The organism is Thioalkalivibrio sp. AKL10 (genome assembly GCF_000381845.1).
Classification (GTDB): domain Bacteria; phylum Pseudomonadota; class Gammaproteobacteria; order Ectothiorhodospirales; family Ectothiorhodospiraceae; genus Thioalkalivibrio; species Thioalkalivibrio versutus.
Map to the genome: position 1 here is coordinate 327,033 of NZ_KB907143.1, position 17,787 is coordinate 344,819.

Consider the following 17,787-nt stretch of genomic DNA (forward strand, 5'->3'; position numbering starts at 1 on the left):
AGCCTCATGGTATCGTCCCTGTCGCATTCGATGCTCGGCACGCCTCGCGGCCGCCTGCGTGTACCCCCAGGTGTAAAGATTCATCACAAACGATTCGACCGGACGCATGACGATGGCAGGGCGGCGCGGTGTCCGCGCGGGGTCGAACGCTCATGCCCAACCCTGGCACCGACCCTCTAGGGGGTCTGTGCGCTAGCGAACACGCGGCCGGTTCAATGGGTGTTGCCATCCCTCCGGGCCGATGGGCCGGGCCGTGTGGGCCATGCGGCATCGGTCGCTGGTGGGTGGGGGCGTGATCACGCCTTTGTAACAAGATGGAGTTCGACATGATGCTCCTGGTGGTCGTCCATCAATGGGATGCGTGAATCCGGGCACTCGACACCGTCCACCGTCATGCGCGTCGCCTGACCTTCAGGTTCCCCGATCGGCCGGATGGTGATGTGGTAGACGGTCTCGCGGTAGCGGTAGTGGATGCGGTAGGCGTCCCAGTCCGCAGGGATGCGGGGCGCGATGCGCAGATGATCGGCTTCCAGGTGCAGGCCCAGCAGGGTCTCGACCGTCAGCCGGTACATCCAGCCGGCCGCCCCGGTGTACCAGGTCCAGCCGCCGCGGCCGGTGTGCGGTGGGGCGCCGTAGATATCCGCGCACATCACGTAGGGCTCGACCCGGTAGCGTTCGATCGCCTCCGGGGTGCTGCCTTGGTGGATGGGATTGAGCATGGCGAAGAACTCCCACGCGCGTTCCGTGTCGCCCATCCTGGCGAATGCCATCGTGGTCCAGATCGCGGCATGGGTGTACTGGCCGCCGTTCTCGCGCACACCGGGGATGTAGCCCTTGATGTACCCCGGTTCCAGGTCGGAGTGGTCGAAGGGCGGGTCGAGCAGCTGGATGATCCGCGCGTCGCGTCGCACCAGGCGCGTGTCCACCGCCGCCATGGCCTGGCGGGCGCGCAGCGGGTCCCCACCCCCGGAGAGGATCGCCCAGCTCTGGCTGATCGAATCGATCTGGCACTCCTCGTTGCTGGACGAACCCAGCGGAGTCCCATTGTCGAACCAGGCGCGCCGGTACCAGGCACCGTCCCAGGCTTCGGCTTCGATGTTGTCGCGAAGTGCTTCGGCCTGCGCGGTGCACAACTCGGCAAAGTCCGCGTCGCCGTGCTTGCGCGCGAGGTCGGCGAATCGCTCGAGATTCTCGAACAGGAACCACGCGAGCCACACGCTCTCGCCCTTGCCCTCGTTGCCAACCAGATTCATGCCGTCGTTCCAGTCGCCGCAACCCATCAGCGGCAGGTGGTGTTCGCCGAAACGCAGGCCGTGCCGAAGGGCGCGCACGCAGTGTTCATAGAGGCTGGCCGATTCCGACGAGGTCTGCGGCTGGTCGTAGTAGGCCTCCTCGTCCGCATGGAGTTCGCGGCCCTCCAGGAACGCGATGGACTCGTCGAGCACGCCGGTGTCCCCGGTGGCTGCTACGTAGCGACAGGCGGCATAGGGCAGCCACAGGTAGTCGTCGGAGAACCGGGTGCGCACGCCCTGGCCGTTGGGCGGGTGCCACCAGTGCTGCACGTCGCCCTGCGGGAACTGGCGTCCGGCACAACGAAGCAGCTGTTCGCGGGCCAGCCAGGGCGTGGCATGGACGAGCGCCATGGTGTCCTGCAACTGATCCCGGAACCCGTAGGCACCGCCGGACTGGTAATAGCCGCTGCGGCCCCACAGCCGGCACGATATCGTCTGATACACCAGCCAGCCGTTGGCCAGCACGTTCAGGGCGGGGTCGGGCGTGTCCACATGCACCGCGCCCAGCGTGTGATTCCAGTACTCCCAGACCGCTTCGAGGGCGTGGCGCGCGCCGGCGCGTCCGCCGAATCGCTGGATGTACTGGCGCGCCTCGTCGGCGTTGGCGGCCGCACCGAAGACGAACACGATCTCTTGTTCCTCTCCTGCAGCCAGTTCGATCCGGGTCTGGAGAGCGGCGCACGGGTCGAGGCCGGGCCCGGTCTTGCCGGACAGCCGCTTACGGCGCATCGCCTCCGGGCTGGCCAGCGAGCGGTTGCGGCCAATGAATTCGTTGCGACTCCCGCTGATCCAGCGCTCGCGTCCGCCGACATGGGCAAACACCACCCGGTTGGCGCATTCGCGGCCGTAGGCATTGCGGGCCAGCAGCGCCCCGGTTTGCGCATCGGCTTCGGTGACGATGTGCATCATGTTCGCGTGCCGCCACTCGCCGAGCACCAGTTCCCAGTACCCGGTCAGCGACAGGCTGCGTGGCCGCTGCGATGTGTTGCTCAGTTTGACCCGCACGATCTTCACCGGCGCGTCCATGGCGACGTAGGTATGCAGCTCCGAGGCGATCTCCGATTCGGTGTGTTCGAACACGCTGTAGCCAAACCCGTGCCGGCATACGTAGCCGGATTGGCCGCGGGCTGGCAGCGGCGTGGGTGACCAGAACATCCCGGTCTCCTCGTCGCGGATGTAGAAGGCCTCGCCGCTGGCGTCGGAGAGCGGATCGTTATGCCAGGTGGTGAGGCGGAACTCGTGCGCGTTCTCGACCCAGGTGTAGGCACTGCCGCTCTCGCTGACGACCGTGCCAATGTGGGGGCTGGCGATGACGTTGACCCACGGCGCCGGGGTCGTCTGGCCGGGTTCCAGGGTGACCACGTATTCATGCCCGTCGGGGGTGAAGCCGCCCAGCCCGTTGCTGAATACCCGCTCGCGTGACGCCAGCGGATGAACCGCTTCGGGGGTGGCGGGCTTGGCGGGTTCCAGCAGATCGGAGGCACGCGTTGCGGTCACGCGCCGGTCCACCGATCGGCCCGGCTTCGAGCGGCGCCGATCCACCGATCGTCCCTTGTTCGAGACCCGCCGATCCAGCGACTTGGCCGACAGCCTCCGGTCCATCTCTTCGCTCAGGGTCTTGGCCGTGTCGCTGAAGACGATCCGCGCCACCGTCTGCAGCAGGACCCGTTCGTCCTCGGTCAGTTCTTCGGCACGGCGCACGAAGACGCCGCCGGGGTGGTCGACGACCTGCGCCTCGGGTCCGGCGTGGATCAGCCCCATGATTTGATCCTGGAGCAGGGCGCGGTAGCCGGAGAAGTCCTCGTTCACGATCACCAGGTCCGCGGCAAGGCCCTTCAGGCGCCAGTAGGTGTGGGCCTGCAGGATCTGTCTGACCAGGCCGATGCGATCCAGGTTACGGATGTGCAACAGGACAATGGGCAGGTCCCCCGAGATGCCGAAGCGCCACAGCCCGGACTGGCCCAGCCGGTTGCGCGCGATGGTGGCGGGCTCGGTGCGGCGCAGGGCGTTGCCGTAGACGACGGAACTGGCCAGGCGACCGAAGAGCTGGGCATCGACTTCGGTGGCATTGATGTGGCGCAGCACCTCCTGGCTCTGGAACCAGGCCATCTCGAATGCCCGCTCGACAAAGTAGCGGTCGCAATACTTTTCCAGCAGGGCCAGTGCGGTCTCGCGGGTGTCCACGGCCCCGGAGATGATCTGCACGCTGGCCGACTCGTCGGGCGCCAGGGTCAGGGTGCGGCGGATCGCGACCACGGGGTCGAGCACCGGCCCATCCGTATTGGAAAGGGTCGCTTCGCTGTCCGGCTTGTCGAGCACCAGCGGGTTGGCGGCGCTGCGCCCGCGGCCGATGAAGCGGGCACGGTCGGTCTCGTAGGAGGGTTCGTCGGTTGTCGCACCCGGGGCCGCCATCAGGTGGAACATCCAGGGCACTTGTTCGCCCGGCGTGCGTGGGCGCCGCGTGCAGAGGATCGCCTGGCGCTCCGGCAGGATCTCGGTCTGCACGAACAGATTGCTGAACGAGCGGTGCGCGAGGTCGTTGTTCAACGGCGCCAGCACCACCTCCGCGTAGCTGGTCACCTCGATGTGGCGGGTACTGGACGACTGGTTGGTGAGGGTGACGCGGCGGATCTCGACATCGTCCTCGGGCGAGACACAGATCTCGGTGTGGGCCTCGATCGCGTGGTCGCGGCGGCGGTATTCCGCCCGCCCCTGGACGAAGATTGCCTCGTAGTGGTCGGCGGGGCGCAGGGTGGGCTGGTGGGCTGTCGACCAGTAGGTGCCGCTGTCGCGGTCGCGCAGGTAGATAAACGTGCCCCAGCCATCGGTGGTGGCATCCTCGCGCCAGCGGGTGACGGCAAGGTCGCGCCAGCGGCTGGCGCTGCCGCCGGCATGTGTCGCCACGACGTGGTAACGACCGTTCGACAGCAGATGAACCTCGGGCATCGGCGTGTCCGGGTCGGTGAACATGCGCATGATCGAACCGGTGTCCGCGCCGGAGGGTCGAGCGGCGGCACTGACCTCCGCGGCGTGCGGGTGCACGGTGGCGCCCTTCTTTGGCACCCGTTCCTGGAGCAGCAATTCGGTCGCCCGCACCAGCGGATCGGACATGAAACGGCGCTGCATTGGCTGATCGAGCAGGACATGGGCAAAGGCGAGCAGGCTCATGCCCTGGTGATGCGCCATGAAGGAGCGCACAACGGCATGCGGATTGCCGTGCGGCACCCGGGTCGCCGTATAGTCGATCGCCTCGTAGAACCCGTAGGCGCCGAGGAATCCCTGATCCGCCAGGTTCTGGAGGTTACGGCAGGCGTCCTGCGGTGCCACGGTCAGGGCCAGGGCGCTGGCGTAGGGTGCGATCACAAGGTCATCGCCCAGCCCCCGCTTGAGCCCGAGGCCGGGAACGCCGAAGGCGCGGTACTGGTACACCTGATGGAGATCCGTGGCGCTGTAACAGGACTCGGATATACCCCAGGGCACTGCCCGTTGACGGCCGTATTCGATCTGGCGCGCCACGGCCGCCTTGCCGGTCTGGTCCAGCAGGGTATGGGGGTAGCTCGGCATGATGAGTTGCGGCATCAGGTATTCGAACATCGAGCCGCTCCACGAGATCAGGCTGATGTCGCCTCCATGGCGGGTCAGCAGGCGGCCGAGCGTGAACCAGTGCTTCTGCGGCACCTGCCCCTGTGCGATGAGCAGGAAACTGGCCAGGCGGGCCTCCGATGCCAGCAGGTCGTAGCAGGATGGGTCACGCCGCCGTTCGGTCACGTCGTAGCCGATGGCCAGCAGGTCGCGCGGCACGTCGTAGAGAAACTCGAAATCCATCGTCGCCAGCGCGCCGCAACGACCGATCAGGTCGTCGATGCGGTCGATCTGTTCCCGGGCGGCGCCACCTCCGGAATCTGCCCGGGCCAGTTCCGCCAGTGTGGGGAGGCCGTTGTCCGGCCACGTGTCGGGAACCAGCGTTGCGAACTCATCCTGCAACGCCTGGGCCTGGCGCTGGAATGCCTGCGTCCAGGCCTCCAGTTCAGGGTCGATCTCGGTACCTGGCGACGGCTCCTCGAGGAGCATGCCTCCGAGGCGGTGAAGCTCGCCGAGCGCACGGGTGGCGGCATCCAGGGTCTGCGGGGGGCCGTTCAGCATCAGGGTGCGCAGGGTCTCCTGCAGCCGGCCGACGGTTTTCGTCAACTCGGGCGCGGAAGCAGGGGGCAAGTGTTTGGCGAGCACCTCCAGGGTGTCCTGTAGGCCCTGCCACGCGTTCGCGGTCAGTATCGGTTGGTGCTTCAGTTCCTCCAGGCCGGCTTGCAGGGTCAGCAGGCTGCCGGCCAGGTTACCGCTGTCCACCGACGATACGTATTGCGGCTGGAGGGGTTGCAGCGTGCGGGTGTCGTACCAGTTGTAGAAATGCCCGCGATAGCGCTCCAGCTGCTCCATCGAGCCCAGGGTATTGCCGATGCGTTCCAGGCATTCCCCGGTCGTGAGATAGCCGAAATCGACCGCCGCCAGATCGGCCAGTAGCGCCATGCCCATGTTGGTCGGCGAGGTCCGCGTGGCGATGGCCGAGGCGGGGGATTCCTGAAAATTATCGGGTGGGAGCCAGTGGTCTTCGGGGCCGACGAAGTCCAGGAAGTAGCGCCAGGTGCGTCGGGCCACGGCCCGCAGGAAGGCCCGCTGATCCGCGCTCAGGTCCGCAGTGGAAACGATCAGCGGCCGGCTGATCCACCAGCCGATCGCCGGCGAGACCAGCCACAGCAGCAGGATCGGGACGGCAGCAAGCCAGACCGCCGCCGGGCTGCTGGTTAGGGCCAGTAGCACGCCCAGCACGACGGCAAGGCCGGGTGCGATCGCCATCTCCCGGAAAAAGCCGGCCGGCGTCTGGCGGGCATTGCGGCGCGCGTACGATGGCAGGTGCCACAGCAGGAGGCCGCTGCGCGTGTACAGCATGCGAACGCCCGAGTGCAGGATCGCACCCACGCTGATCCGCGCGTCGTAGGGCAGGAAGGCCAGGGTCAGCAGGGCGAGCAGCAGCGGCCGGCCGGTCGACCGTCCGGTCAGGTTCAAGTGTGGCGCCCAGTCGCGTCCGGTGGGCTTGTCGATCAGCTCGATGATGCTGGACAGCAGGGTGGGCAGGAGCACCACGGCCACGACCAGCAGGGTCCACAGCCACGCCGGTCCCAGCAGCCAGCCCCCTGCAAGCAGGAGCACCAGCGCGGGCGCGACCAGGCTGCGCCGCAGGTTGTCGAACAGTTTCCAGCGCGACAGGGCCGAGAGAGGGTTTGGCTTGCGCGGTCCCATGGATCCGTCCGGGCCGGGCGGCCCGGGTACCCGCGGGCGCAGCCAGCCTGCCAGTTGCCAGTCGCCCCGTATCCAGCGGTGGCGCCGACTGGCCTCGGTGGCAACGCTGGCCGGGTGTTCCTCGATCAGTTCGATATCGGTCACCAGGGCCGACCGCGCATACCCGCTTTCGAGCAGGTCGTGACTGAGGATCAGGTTTTCCGGAAAGCGTCCGTCGACGGCCTGGCGGAACGCATCCACGTCGTAGATGCCCTTGCCAATAAACGAGCCTTCGCAGAAGACGTCCTGGTAGACGTCCGACACTTCGCGGGTATACGGGTCGAGGCCGGACTCACCGGCAAACAATCGGCTGAAGTGCGACTGCTCGGCGCTGGTCAGGCTGATCATCGCGCGGGGCTGGAGGATCGCATAGCCCTCCACCACGCGGCCCTTGTCGGGGTCGTAGACCGGGCGGTTGAGCGGATGGGCCAGATTGCCGATCAGGGCGCGGGCGGCGTCGCGCGGTAGCTGTGTATCGGTATCCAGGGTGATGACGTACTGGATCGACGAAAGCACGGACGGATCGCCAACAAGATCGGAGAAGGCGGTCAGGGCTTCGCCTCGCAGCCGCGCATTGAACTGCTCCAGCTTGCCGCGCTTGCGCTCATGGCCCATCCATATCTGCTCGAACGGATTCCACACCCGGGGCCGGTGGAACAAGTAAAAGATGCAGGGGCGGTCGTCGCTGTAGGTCTGGTTGAGTTGTTCGACTGCACTGCGCGCATGGGCGAGCAGCGCCTCATCCCCGGGCATGGTTTGTTCGGGCGCGTCGCGGAAGTCCGTCAGCAGGGCGAAAAACAGGTTGGGATCGCGATTCCCGAGATAGCGGATCTCCATGGCTTCGAGCAGATCATCGACATCCTGCGGACTTCCCAGCAGGGTGGGTACGACCACCATGGTGCGGTGGCGGTCGGGAATCCCGTGGGAAAAATCCATGCGGGGCAAGGCCCGTGGTGGCAAAACGCGCGTGTACAGCAGGTTCACCAGGGCGATCGCCAGCGCCGAGGCGGCGATCAAGAGCGGAAGCGCAAGCAGCCAGTTCCACCCGGAACCGGCGCCGAAGAAGCCACCAAGGGCTGCCGCACCCCCTGCGATGAGGAGTGTGAGCAACCCAATGGGCCCCAGATACAGGGGCAGGCTGTGTTCCCGGAACACCCCGCGGATGCGGGATCTCCACGAGGGCCGGTAGCCCACCGCATGCTCCAGGTCCGGACGTCCCCGGTCGACCAGGTAGTAGCCCACATGCACATTGCGGTCGCGGTGGTTCCGGTGTGTGGCTGCCGCTTGCGCCAGACCGATGGCTTCGTGCGCGACGCTCGGTTCGCTGCGGCCGCTGTGGCGAGCCACTTCCTCGATCACGTGGCGGTACCGGTCGCGGGTCGCGAAGTCCTGGCCGGCGTAGCTGCCCATTGGATCCTCGCTCAGAATCCGCTCCACCACGCTGAGTGACTCGACATACTGCTTCCAGTCCATCGAGGAGATGAACCGCAGGCTACCGATGCAGTTGGCGATGGAAATCTGGTTGGCTGCCGCCATGCGTCCATACGCCTCGGACAACCCGCTCGTGGTGACCCCCTGTTCCTGCAACCGTTGTTCGACCCAGGTCTGCACGAAGGCCATGGCCGGCCCCTGCGCCTGGAGCCGGCCGTAGAACTCCTCCACAAACGGCGCCGTCAGCGGTACATCGGCACTGGCAAACTCGGCCAGCAACTGGATCAGCTGCGCGGGTTCGCGTTCGGCGGCCGCGAGCATGCGGTCCGCCCAGGTGATGGCCGCGTCACGTTCCACGCGACGCTGGGCGATGCGCACCCCGACGCGGCGCAGGTTCTCCAGCAAGGCCAGCTGGAGCATGATCGGGAACGCCCACAGCTCACCCAGTTTCAGGGGCTCGACGGTTTGATAGGCGGCGATCATCTCGGTGGCGTTGTCGCGATCGACCCGCCCATCCATGTGCGAGATCAGTCCCAGCGCCAGGTCGTAGATGCGCGGGAATCCCGCCGAGGGGCCATCGGCCAGGTGCGGCAGCTGCCGGCTGTAGCCGTCGGGCAGATGGCGTCGTGCCATCGCGATCTGCTGCTCGATCAGATAGAAGTTGTCGAGCAGCCACGCCTCGTCCGGCACGATTCGCTGGCCCGGTACTTCGGCACGGGTCGCGGTGATGACATCGTAGGCCGCGATCAGGACCTGTTCATTGTCCGCCAGGCGCGGCAGCAGCCGGTCCGGTCCGGGGCGGGGATCGATACGGTGCTGCTCGGCCAGCGTGACCGCATGCCGCTTGAGCTGCTCGACGCTCAGAAGCTCCGAACGCAGCAACTCGGTGTCGCGGTCGTGGCGAAGCGCCTCGCGCGTACGCGAGGAAGATCCGAACGCCTTGATGTCGATGACCTTCTCCTTGTCCGGACGCAGGTGGGTCAGGGCCGGGCTGGCCTACCCCGTCGTAGGCAACGACTTCAGTCTTGCACCTTGCGTCAGCGCCGTATGTTCGCCAGCGCACGGTGGGGTTCACGCAGATGTGATGCAGCGACAAGGGGGAGGCCTCAGGACTGGTCAGAGAAACACGGTCCGGATAAGCGCCAAACGGACTCTCAGTTCCGGCGCGCTTCAATTGTCAGATCGGGGTTGTTCGAGGGTGTTTGCGCGAGGGGGGGGCAGCGTCAGAGGTCTGCTGGATGGTTTGTACGACGGGGGCCTGCCGTGACTGGTAAGAGGGGGTCACCAACGCCCTGGAGCCCATAACGAGAAAGGGCACCCGGATGGGGTGCCCTTTCTCTGGAGTGTGGCGTGCCCGGAAGGATAGCGGCGACGCTGCGCGTCTCGCCCTTCCGGGTGGCGGCCTGCGGTCGACACGTTCCTCGCTGCGCTCGGGATCGAACCGGGTTGTTGAGCGGAGGTTCGAATCCTTTGTGCCAGCGCAAACGAAAACCTGATTAGCAACGAGAGTCAGCCAGGCCCAAGGATCGTGCCGCATCTGTGGACCACGGGTTACCTGGGGCGGACGGTTGGTATCAAGATCCGGTATGACGATTTCCGTACGGCCACGCGCGATCTGACGCTTGAGGCCTGGACGGCCGATCCCGAGCAGATCCTGGCGGCCACCCGCGACTGCCTGCGCCGTACTCCGCTGGATCGCCCCATGCGCTTGCTGGGGGTGCGGATAGGCAAGCGGGCCCTGGACGCGCGGCAGGGGGCGATGGAGCAGTGGCAGCAGGCCGTCCTTCCGTTCTAGGGAGACGCTGATTCAATCGCGCGTTCGCGTTGGTGCCCCCTTTTTCCCGAGCCAAGGCGCGTCGTGCAGCGGGTAGTGGTTCTACCCGCAAGTGGCGCAACGCAGGATCGGGGAACAGGGGCACCAACCCGACAAATCATTGAAAGAGCGGGCTCGGCCGCCCGTTATTGATCAAAAACGGGCGCGCGAACAGCGTTGCGGCTCCCTTGTGCAGAGTGACTGCACGGCAGTCACCGCGCCTTGTTCGCACGCAAAAGCGACTCGAGCGCGAACGCGCGATTAAATCAGCGTCTCCCTAGTGGGCCCCGGTCTGCATCATCATCTGCCGTTGGCGGCGGTCGCTGACGGCGGCCACGCCGCCTGGTGACAGACGCTGGTCCACGTAGTCGGCGAGCATCCACATCATCCGTTCGACCCGGTGGGTGCGTTGTAGCACCTGGTCCAGGGCGCCGCCGGGCGCTGGATCGGCCTTGAGATACCGGGCTCGGAGGTCGTCGAAGCGTGCCCGTTGGTTGCGCGAGAGTTCCTGCAACCATTCGAAGTCTTCCCGTTCGCCGCTTTCCACCGCCATGCTGACGGTGTCCAGCAGGCTGCGCAGGCCCTCGGATACTCGGGTCTCCAGTTCGCCGGCCTCTTCCGCATCCGGTAGAGCGTCGGCGATCGGCATACGCAGGTGGTCATAGAGTTGCTGCTCCAGCGCGCGCAGTGTCTCGAACCGGGCGCGTAGGTTTTGATAGCGCATGACCGTGGACTCGAACAGCGGTTCTCCGGCCAGAGCGGTGAATTCTGTCTGCCAGGGCTCCAGGGCATAGCCGAAGTCCTTGTGCAGGGATTCCAGGCGTCTCGGGTCGACACCGCGGGCACGGCCGGTCTCGCTTTCTTCCAGGTAGGTCGACAGGCGCTGCCACAGGGCAGGTTCCGCCGCTTCCAGGGCATCCAGACGACGTTCCGGCAGGGTATGCGGGTCGCCCATCTGTAATGGGTTTACCCAGCCGGACCACAACACCAGAAGCCGCGCCACGAACAGGCTCACGATGACGCCGTTGGTGACCATCAGGATGTAGAACATCGAGAGTTCCACGGGCGGCCAGAGGAGCAGGAGCGAGTAAGCAATGCCGCCGACGATCGCGATCTCGGCGAAGGAGTCGCGCTTGAGCATGTCGATGTTGAAGTCCGAGCGAACGACGTCGCGCATGATCACGCCGAAGGATGCCGTGACCACGGCCATCACCGGGCCCCAGAGCCATAGCGGGCTGGCGTGGGCTTCGACGGCCACGCCCACGCCGATCACGGTGAACGCGGCCACCGCCCAGGCATCCAGGCCGTGCTGCACATTGCCGACCATGCGCCCGCCGAGGCCCGCGCGCTGACGCGCCAACAGTCGCTGTGCGGCGGCGAGATGCACGAGCCAGTGGTCATGCAGCTGGTAGAGCGCGAAGCCGCCCAGCACCACCGCCAGTGGCAGTAACAGGAATTCGGGCGTTTCGAAGATGAATATCGGATCGCGTCCCAGCAGCAGGTCACGAAGCACACCGCCGCCGATGGCTGGAAGCGTGGCCAGTATCAGGGCGCCGAACAGGTTGTAGCGCTCGCGGCGCGCCAGCATCACGCCGGAGGCGGAGAAGGCGAGGATGCCCATCAGTGTCAGTACGTTGAACCAGCCCTCGCTGGTGGTCATGGCCAGAAACGCGGGTAGCAGGTGTTCTACTTCGAGGTTGGCGATCCGGCGGCTGTCCCCCAGAGCCTGCAGCTCGGCATCGAAGGCCTCGACGAATTCGCTTGGAACGGTCGCGCGGCTGAACATGACCCGTACGCCTACCGAGCCGAGATCGAGGCGGGCGCGGCGGACCTCGTTGGTCTGTCCGCTTTGTGCCAGGAACAGGTCGAGGATCACCGGGTCGGCGATAAACCCGTCGATACGGCCCTCCACCAGGGCGGCTACGTTCGCCGCATCGCTGTCAGTCTCCAGGATTTGGGCTGCATCGTCTGGGTCCCGAACGAGGCGCGCGACCTCGGGATCGGCGAAGGCGTAACCCCGTGTGATGCCCAGGCGAAACGCGCCGGCTTCCACCGCCTCCAGGAACTCGTCGCGGTTGGTCAGGCGGATGTCGCCGTCATCGCGCAGGTAGAGTGCGTTGCGTTCCTCGCGATAGGGCCGCGAGTAGTGGACGTAACTCAGGCGCGCGGGTTCATAGTACGTCCCGACGACCAGATCGAGAGTGCCTTGCTTCAGCCCCGCAAGTTGGTCGGACCAAGGCATGGGGCCATAGCGTACGGTGTGGTCCGTGGCCTCGGCCGCCTCGCGGGCGACACGCAGATCCAGCCCCGTCGCGGCTCCGGATACGCCATCCGGATCGGCATATTGGTACGGCGGCCGCTCAAACCAGCCGGAACGCAGCGTCTCCGGCGGGCCCTCCGTTGCGACCGGAAGCGGCGCGGCGAGGGGGTCGATCGGGTCGGCAGCGGCCACGGGAACCGTTACCAGTCCGGCCCCCATCAACAACAAAACTACGAACAGATCCTGCAGCCGTCCCCGGATGCGCGAGGCCGTCCTGACCGGTATGCTGTCCGTCGTTTTCATCCATCCTCCCGGTGGTCTTCAGCCGATGCCGAGTTCGTCCATGCGACTTCCATCGCCGGGTCTTCCCTGGAACCCGACCCGGTGGGTCGGCCGGTTGCTGGCCCTGAGCCTGGTCCTGGCGGCGGGTTCGGCATTCGCGGAACCCTTGCGTGTACAGCCGCACTGGGTCCCGCAGTCGCAGTTTGCCGGTTTTTATGTCGCCGCCGACCAGGGCTGGTACCGCGATGCCGGCCTGGACGTGGACATCCTTCCGCACGGCCCGGACTATCCGGCATCCGAGGCGCTGGCTCGCGGCGAGGCCGATATCGCCTTGTTGTATCTGGTGCAGGCGCTGGAGCTTCGCGACGCCGGTGTGGAGGTCGTCAACGTAGCACAACTGCTGCACGACTCGTCGCTGGTGATCGTGTCCTTTGCTGATCGCGACATCCTCGCGCCCGAGGATCTCGATGGGCGCCGTGTGGCCCGCTGGCAGAGCTTTCGCATGCAACCCGAAGCGCTGTTTCGCGCCTACGGCGTGGAGCCGGAGATTATCGATCAGGGATCGGGTGTAACGGCCCTTCGCTCGGGTGCGGTCGATGCGGCCATGGCCACTCGGTTCAACGAAATGGTGGAGCTCTATCTTTCGGGATTCGAGCCGGAGGAGCTTTCCACGATCGGGCTGGAGGAACACGGCACTGGCCTGGCCGAGGACGGGATTTACGTTCTCGAATCCACGCTCGAGGAGCGCCCCGAAGCCGTGAAGGCCTTCGTGGCTGCATCGCTACGCGGTTGGCAGCACGCCTTCGAGCATCCGGAGCACGCGGTGGATGCGGTTATGGAGCGGGTCCAGCAGCACGGTGAGCCCACGAACCGCGCCCACCAGAGCTTAATGCTCAAGGTGCTTCGCTCGCTTTACTTCGACTCGGACGGCCGCCTGCCGGCCCCGGTACTCGACCCCAATGACTATCTAATGGCCCACAACCTGATGAATAACCTGGTCAGCCTCGAGCGTGAACCTGTCGACTACGACACCTTCCACCGCCCGGTGATTGATGCACGCCCCGAGTAAGAGCCTGGCGGTACGTCTGGCGCTGGTCACCGTGGTGACGGTGGCGACCATCTTCTTCACGACGTCGGGGCTGCTGTACTACATGGTCCGCGACATCATGCTGGACCATGCGGAGCACCAGGCCCGCGAGCTGTCCCGCGCCACGGCCGGGCGCATCGAGGCCTCACTCAACGAAGTCGCGGGCTCGGGGCGGACCCTGGCCGCCTCGTTGACTCAGGGCGGGCATGACCCCGAGGCCATGCGGCCTCTATTGGAGTCGATTACGACCAATACGGCGGCCGCCCAGGGTGCCGCCATCACCTGGGAACCTGAAGCGGCAATCCCCGGACAGCGATACCACGGGCCCTTCGTTTATGAGGGACCCGATGGGGAACTGGAGTACATAAACCTCGGCGGGGACGACTTCGACTATTTCACCCGCGACTGGTATCAGATCCCCGCGCTCACCGGCGAAGCATTCTGGGCGGATCCGTTTGCATCGGCGGCCGATCCCGATCGCCTGATCACCACCTTCTCCACGCCCTTTTCGATGGCCAATGGCGTGGCGGACGGCACGGAGGAACTCGGTGGGATCGTGACCCTCGACGTCGAGTTGCGACGTCTGACCGAGACCGTCGATGCGGTTGAGGTGCTGGACAGTGGCTTCGGCTTTTTATTGAGCGGGCAGACGCGCTTTATCTCCTGGCCGAACAGCGACTGGATTATGCGCGAGAGCCTGTTCAGTCTGGCCCAGACGCTGGATGAACCGGAACTGCGCGAACTCGGGCGCGTGCTGCAGCGTCAGGAGGAGGGGTTCAGCCGGTTGCCGAGGGCGCTGCTGGACGAACCTGCGCGGCTCTACCACGTCCGCCTTCCGGATCCTGACTGGGTGGTGGGGGTGGTCATCCCGGAGCGGGAACTGTTCGGCGATGTGCTGCGGGTGATGCACCTGGTGCTGATCATCGGAAGCGTCGGGTTCCTGATTCTTCTGGGGGCCATTATCGCGATCTCCCGGGGTATCACGCGCCCCCTGAAGGGGCTGGTTACCAGTGCCGGCGAGATCGCCCGGGGCAATCTCGATCAGCCTATGCCCCCCATTCGCTCTCAGGACGAGATCGGTGATTTGGCTCGATCCTTCAATGATATGCGCCTGTCCCTGAAGGACTACATCAACGACCTGACCGCAACCACAGCGGCCAAGGAGCGGATCGAGTCCGAACTGAAGATCGCCCGCAACATTCAGATGAGCTTTCTGCCGCGGCGGCTGGAGCTCTCTCGGATGCAGGCGGATGTCGATCTGCATGCGGATCTGCTCCCGGCACGCCAGGTTGGGGGCGATCTCTATGACTTCTTTACGATGCAGGGCGACCGCCGCTTGTTTTTTGCCGTAGGTGACGTCTCCGATAAGGGCGTCCCGGCCGCACTGTTCATGGCTGTCACCAAGACCCTGGTCAAGGGCATTGCGGAACAGGAGCCCGATCCCGGGCGCATTCTCGAACGGGTCAACAACGAGCTGTGCCTGAATAACGACAGCGGGATGTTCGTGACCTATCTGTGCGGGATTCTCGACCTGGACAGCGGGGAGCTGGTGATGGCGAATGCGGGCCACAACCCGCCGTTGATCCGGCGGGTGGATGGCACCGCAGAGTGGTTAAAGCTGGCACCTGGACTGGTGCTTGGGGCGATGGAAGATATGCCGTACGCGACGCAGCATCTGCATCTGGCGCCGGGCGAAGAGCTGCTGCTGTACACCGACGGCGTGACCGAGGCGGCGAATCCAGCGCAGGACCTGTTCGGCGAGGACCGCCTGATCCGCCTGTACGGCGAGCTCAAGGGCCGAGCGGTTGGGGAACAGACTGCGGCCGTCATGAAGGCGGTAGAGGAGTTTGCCGGCGAGGCCGATCAGGCGGATGACGTCACCGTGCTGGCACTGCACTTTGTCGGGCCGGCGGGCGGACGCACCTGAGGCCCGGACACTGTAATCAGTACCGGGCTTCAGGCCTCACCGCGGGCGCGTGCCACGGCCACCGCCCGATCATCGCAGACGTCCAGGATCGACAGGAAGCCGCTGATCTCGAAGACCTCCCGGATCGGCTCATGAATCTCGCACAGCACCAGCTGACCATTCAGCTGCCGAACCTTCTTCGCCGCCATGAGCATGACCCGCAGCCCGGCACTGGAGATGTATTCCAGGTCGGCAAACCGGATCACCAGGGTGGGCGAATCGTCCAGAAGGGCGAGCAGTTTCGCCTCGAAAGCCGGCGACGTATTACTGTCCAGGCGCCCCTCGGGGCTCACCACGCATACGCCGTCCACCGTCTCTTTATTCAATTCCATTACGTAATCGGGCCTTGTTGTTCAGTTCGTTGTCACTTGCGCTTGAGACGTCGCAGTCGAAGGCGATTCACTCCGTCGGCACTGTCGTACTGAATGTCGTCCATCAGCGTTCGGATGAAATACAGCCCCAGGCCTCCGATCGCGCGGTCCTCGACGCCTCCCTCCAGGGAGACCTTCGGTGCGTCCTCTAGCGGATGAAAGGAGTGGCCATCATCGGTCACCACGACCGTCAGGCCTTCGGTGTCCGCCTCGAGTTCCACACCAATCCGGTGCTCGCCGCCGTCATCGAAGGCGTAGGACACGAGATTGGTAATCCATTCATCGAGCGCGAGATTCACGGTGTTGGCTTCCATGCCGGCGCGCTCGCAGAACGCCTCGACTTCACCAGCGAGTCGAGGGATCTCCGTCAGTTCGTTACCAATATCGAGACTGCACCGCACGCCGTCACTGGCCTCCGCTTGCTCGCATTCGTACCCAAAAGATCGCCGGAGCCCGCGTAGCCTTCTCGGACGCGGCGCTTACCTTTACAGGCGCAGGGTATAACACTCGGGTCGCCGACACATGCGCATGGGCCGGTCGGGTGAAATCCGAACTCTGTGATGATGCCGATCTCTCCCACGCGCTACGGCGATATGCTTCGCTTTTCGCTGTTCCGAACGGACCCCTGATCCCGCCTGCTGGCAGTTCTCCGTGTTGCGAGGGCCTCTTCCGTCTCGCCGATGCTCGGCACCCCGGGCGCTGACAGGTTTCAAGCGGAACGTATGGCGCGCCCGCCTTCCCAAGATGTGCTCTTAAGAGCACCGAAGTCCGCAGGACCGGAAATCGCCCCTGTAACCGCCAAATACCGCGGTTACAGGGGGGAAAACACGCCGCTGTGGCCCAATGTCCTTCCCAAAATGCGTCGGTGGGGAATGGAGCCGGATGCGGGCCCATTGATCAGTGTTTCCTTGGAGGTCAGGCTCGCGCCTGATCCTCCGTCTCGGTGCGGGTGCTCGCCGGAAGCGTGAGTTTTCCGTTAGTCGCATTGGGGCGAAATCTGAACTGAATCACGGTTTGTGTTCTGATACCGCCCGAAAGGCGCCTGGTTGGACACGGGCGATCATGACATCGGGGCGGTCGTTGCGCGGTTCCGATCGACACGAGAGGTGATGGATGGGACGGTTGACACGATGGGCGTTGGTGGCTGCGGTTGGGATAGCCACGATGTCGGCGGGGATGGCCACGGCCGACCAGGTTTCCGAGCTGCGACTCGAGAACCGCTCCAGTGAGGCACTGCAGGGGACCATTACGGTCCTGCACGGATCGGCGGATTATGAACAACGGCAGTTCCGCCTTGCCCCGGGTGCAAGCGAAGAGTTCGTCTGGGATGGCTGGTATGGGAACTACGCGTACGAACTGGACGGAGGGCGACTCAATTCGGTGCTGATGTCATTGCCTGGATATGCCTCCTACTACTCCAGTGAAGTCGAGATCACCTGGTACGACGATCAGGGCGAGCTGAGCCACCGGGTCGAGTGCTCCAACTCTTGCCGGTGGCCATGATCGAGGCCGTTTCGCGGCTGTAGTACGCGTGCAGGCAAACGTCTGCACGATCGAATGATACGAGTGTGTGGCCGGTGAAATCCTCGCCGATTCAAGAAGAAAGGCGAGCGGCCGTCTGTTGGGTTCGACAACTAAGAGAAAAAGATGAAAAAGCGTTTGGCTACGATGATGCTGTTGGGTGGGGTGATGTTCGGCGCGACCGCGAGCGCTTCTACGATTTGTGTGTGCGTGGGTATAGGGAGTACCGGAGGTGGTTGTGGAAGCAACGCAATCGGGGCGAACTTCGGGCAGTATTTTGCCAATGTGAGCAACTCGGATCTGGAGTCGTACGTGCGCAAGCAGCATGCCGACCGGCTCAGCAGTGGTGCCAGCAGTAGTGAATATTCGTCCCAAACCGGTTGGCTGTGCACCCGGGAACGACGTTAGGTCTCGGATCTAAACGAACCGC

Annotated in this window: 9 protein-coding genes; 5 read left to right on the plus strand and 4 right to left on the minus strand. The window is 65.1% G+C overall.

The features are described 5' to 3' along the window. Window positions 1-296: 296 nt before the first annotated feature. Window positions 297-8,939, minus strand: coding sequence for a GH36-type glycosyl hydrolase domain-containing protein (locus G333_RS0107375; RefSeq protein ID WP_019628090.1), 8,643 nt, complete (start codon window positions 8,937-8,939; stop codon window positions 297-299). A 646-nt stretch (window positions 8,940-9,585) separates the two neighbouring features. On the opposite strand from G333_RS0107375, the gene G333_RS0107380 reads away from it, so the two are divergent. Next, the gene (locus G333_RS0107380) at window positions 9,586-9,852 is read left to right on the plus strand and encodes a hypothetical protein (RefSeq protein WP_018951972.1); all 267 of its coding nucleotides are present in this window, start codon (window positions 9,586-9,588) and stop codon (window positions 9,850-9,852) included. 295 nt (window positions 9,853-10,147) lie between these two features. Here G333_RS0107380 and G333_RS0107385 read toward each other — a convergent pair whose 3' ends face one another. Continuing rightward, window positions 10,148-12,349: a TRIC cation channel family protein gene (locus G333_RS0107385; protein ID WP_019628091.1), complete on the minus strand. Its 2,202-nt coding sequence runs from the start codon at window positions 12,347-12,349 to the stop codon at window positions 10,148-10,150. A 178-nt stretch (window positions 12,350-12,527) separates the two neighbouring features. Here G333_RS0107385 and G333_RS0107390 point away from each other — a divergent pair, with 178 nt between their 5' ends. Together G333_RS0107390 and G333_RS0107395 are read left to right on the plus strand one after the other, a co-directional pair. Continuing rightward, on the plus strand, window positions 12,528-13,481 hold the full coding sequence (locus tag G333_RS0107390) for an ABC transporter substrate-binding protein (protein WP_018951882.1): 954 nt from the start codon (window positions 12,528-12,530) through the stop codon (window positions 13,479-13,481). Continuing rightward, window positions 13,465-15,426: a SpoIIE family protein phosphatase gene (locus G333_RS0107395; RefSeq protein ID WP_018951883.1), complete on the plus strand. Its 1,962-nt coding sequence runs from the start codon at window positions 13,465-13,467 to the stop codon at window positions 15,424-15,426. The genes G333_RS0107390 and G333_RS0107395 overlap by 17 nt, the downstream gene beginning before the upstream one ends. Window positions 15,427-15,455: 29 nt before the next feature. On the opposite strand, the gene G333_RS0107400 is transcribed toward G333_RS0107395, so the two are convergent. Together G333_RS0107400 and G333_RS0107405 are read right to left on the minus strand one after the other, a co-directional pair. Beyond that, the gene (locus tag G333_RS0107400; RefSeq protein WP_019568755.1) at window positions 15,456-15,797 is read right to left on the minus strand and encodes an STAS domain-containing protein; all 342 of its coding nucleotides are present in this window, start codon (window positions 15,795-15,797) and stop codon (window positions 15,456-15,458) included. Between the two features lie 32 nt (window positions 15,798-15,829). After that, on the minus strand, window positions 15,830-16,237 hold the full coding sequence (locus G333_RS0107405; RefSeq protein WP_019568756.1) for an ATP-binding protein: 408 nt from the start codon (window positions 16,235-16,237) through the stop codon (window positions 15,830-15,832). Window positions 16,238-17,012: 775 nt separating this feature from the next. Here G333_RS0107405 and G333_RS0107410 point away from each other — a divergent pair. Beyond that, window positions 17,013-17,339, plus strand: coding sequence for a hypothetical protein (locus G333_RS0107410; RefSeq protein WP_019628093.1), 327 nt, complete (start codon window positions 17,013-17,015; stop codon window positions 17,337-17,339). Window positions 17,340-17,483: 144 nt separating this feature from the next. Continuing rightward, on the plus strand, window positions 17,484-17,765 hold the full coding sequence (locus tag G333_RS15075; protein ID WP_155985608.1) for a hypothetical protein: 282 nt from the start codon (window positions 17,484-17,486) through the stop codon (window positions 17,763-17,765). Window positions 17,766-17,787: the final 22 nt, after the last annotated feature.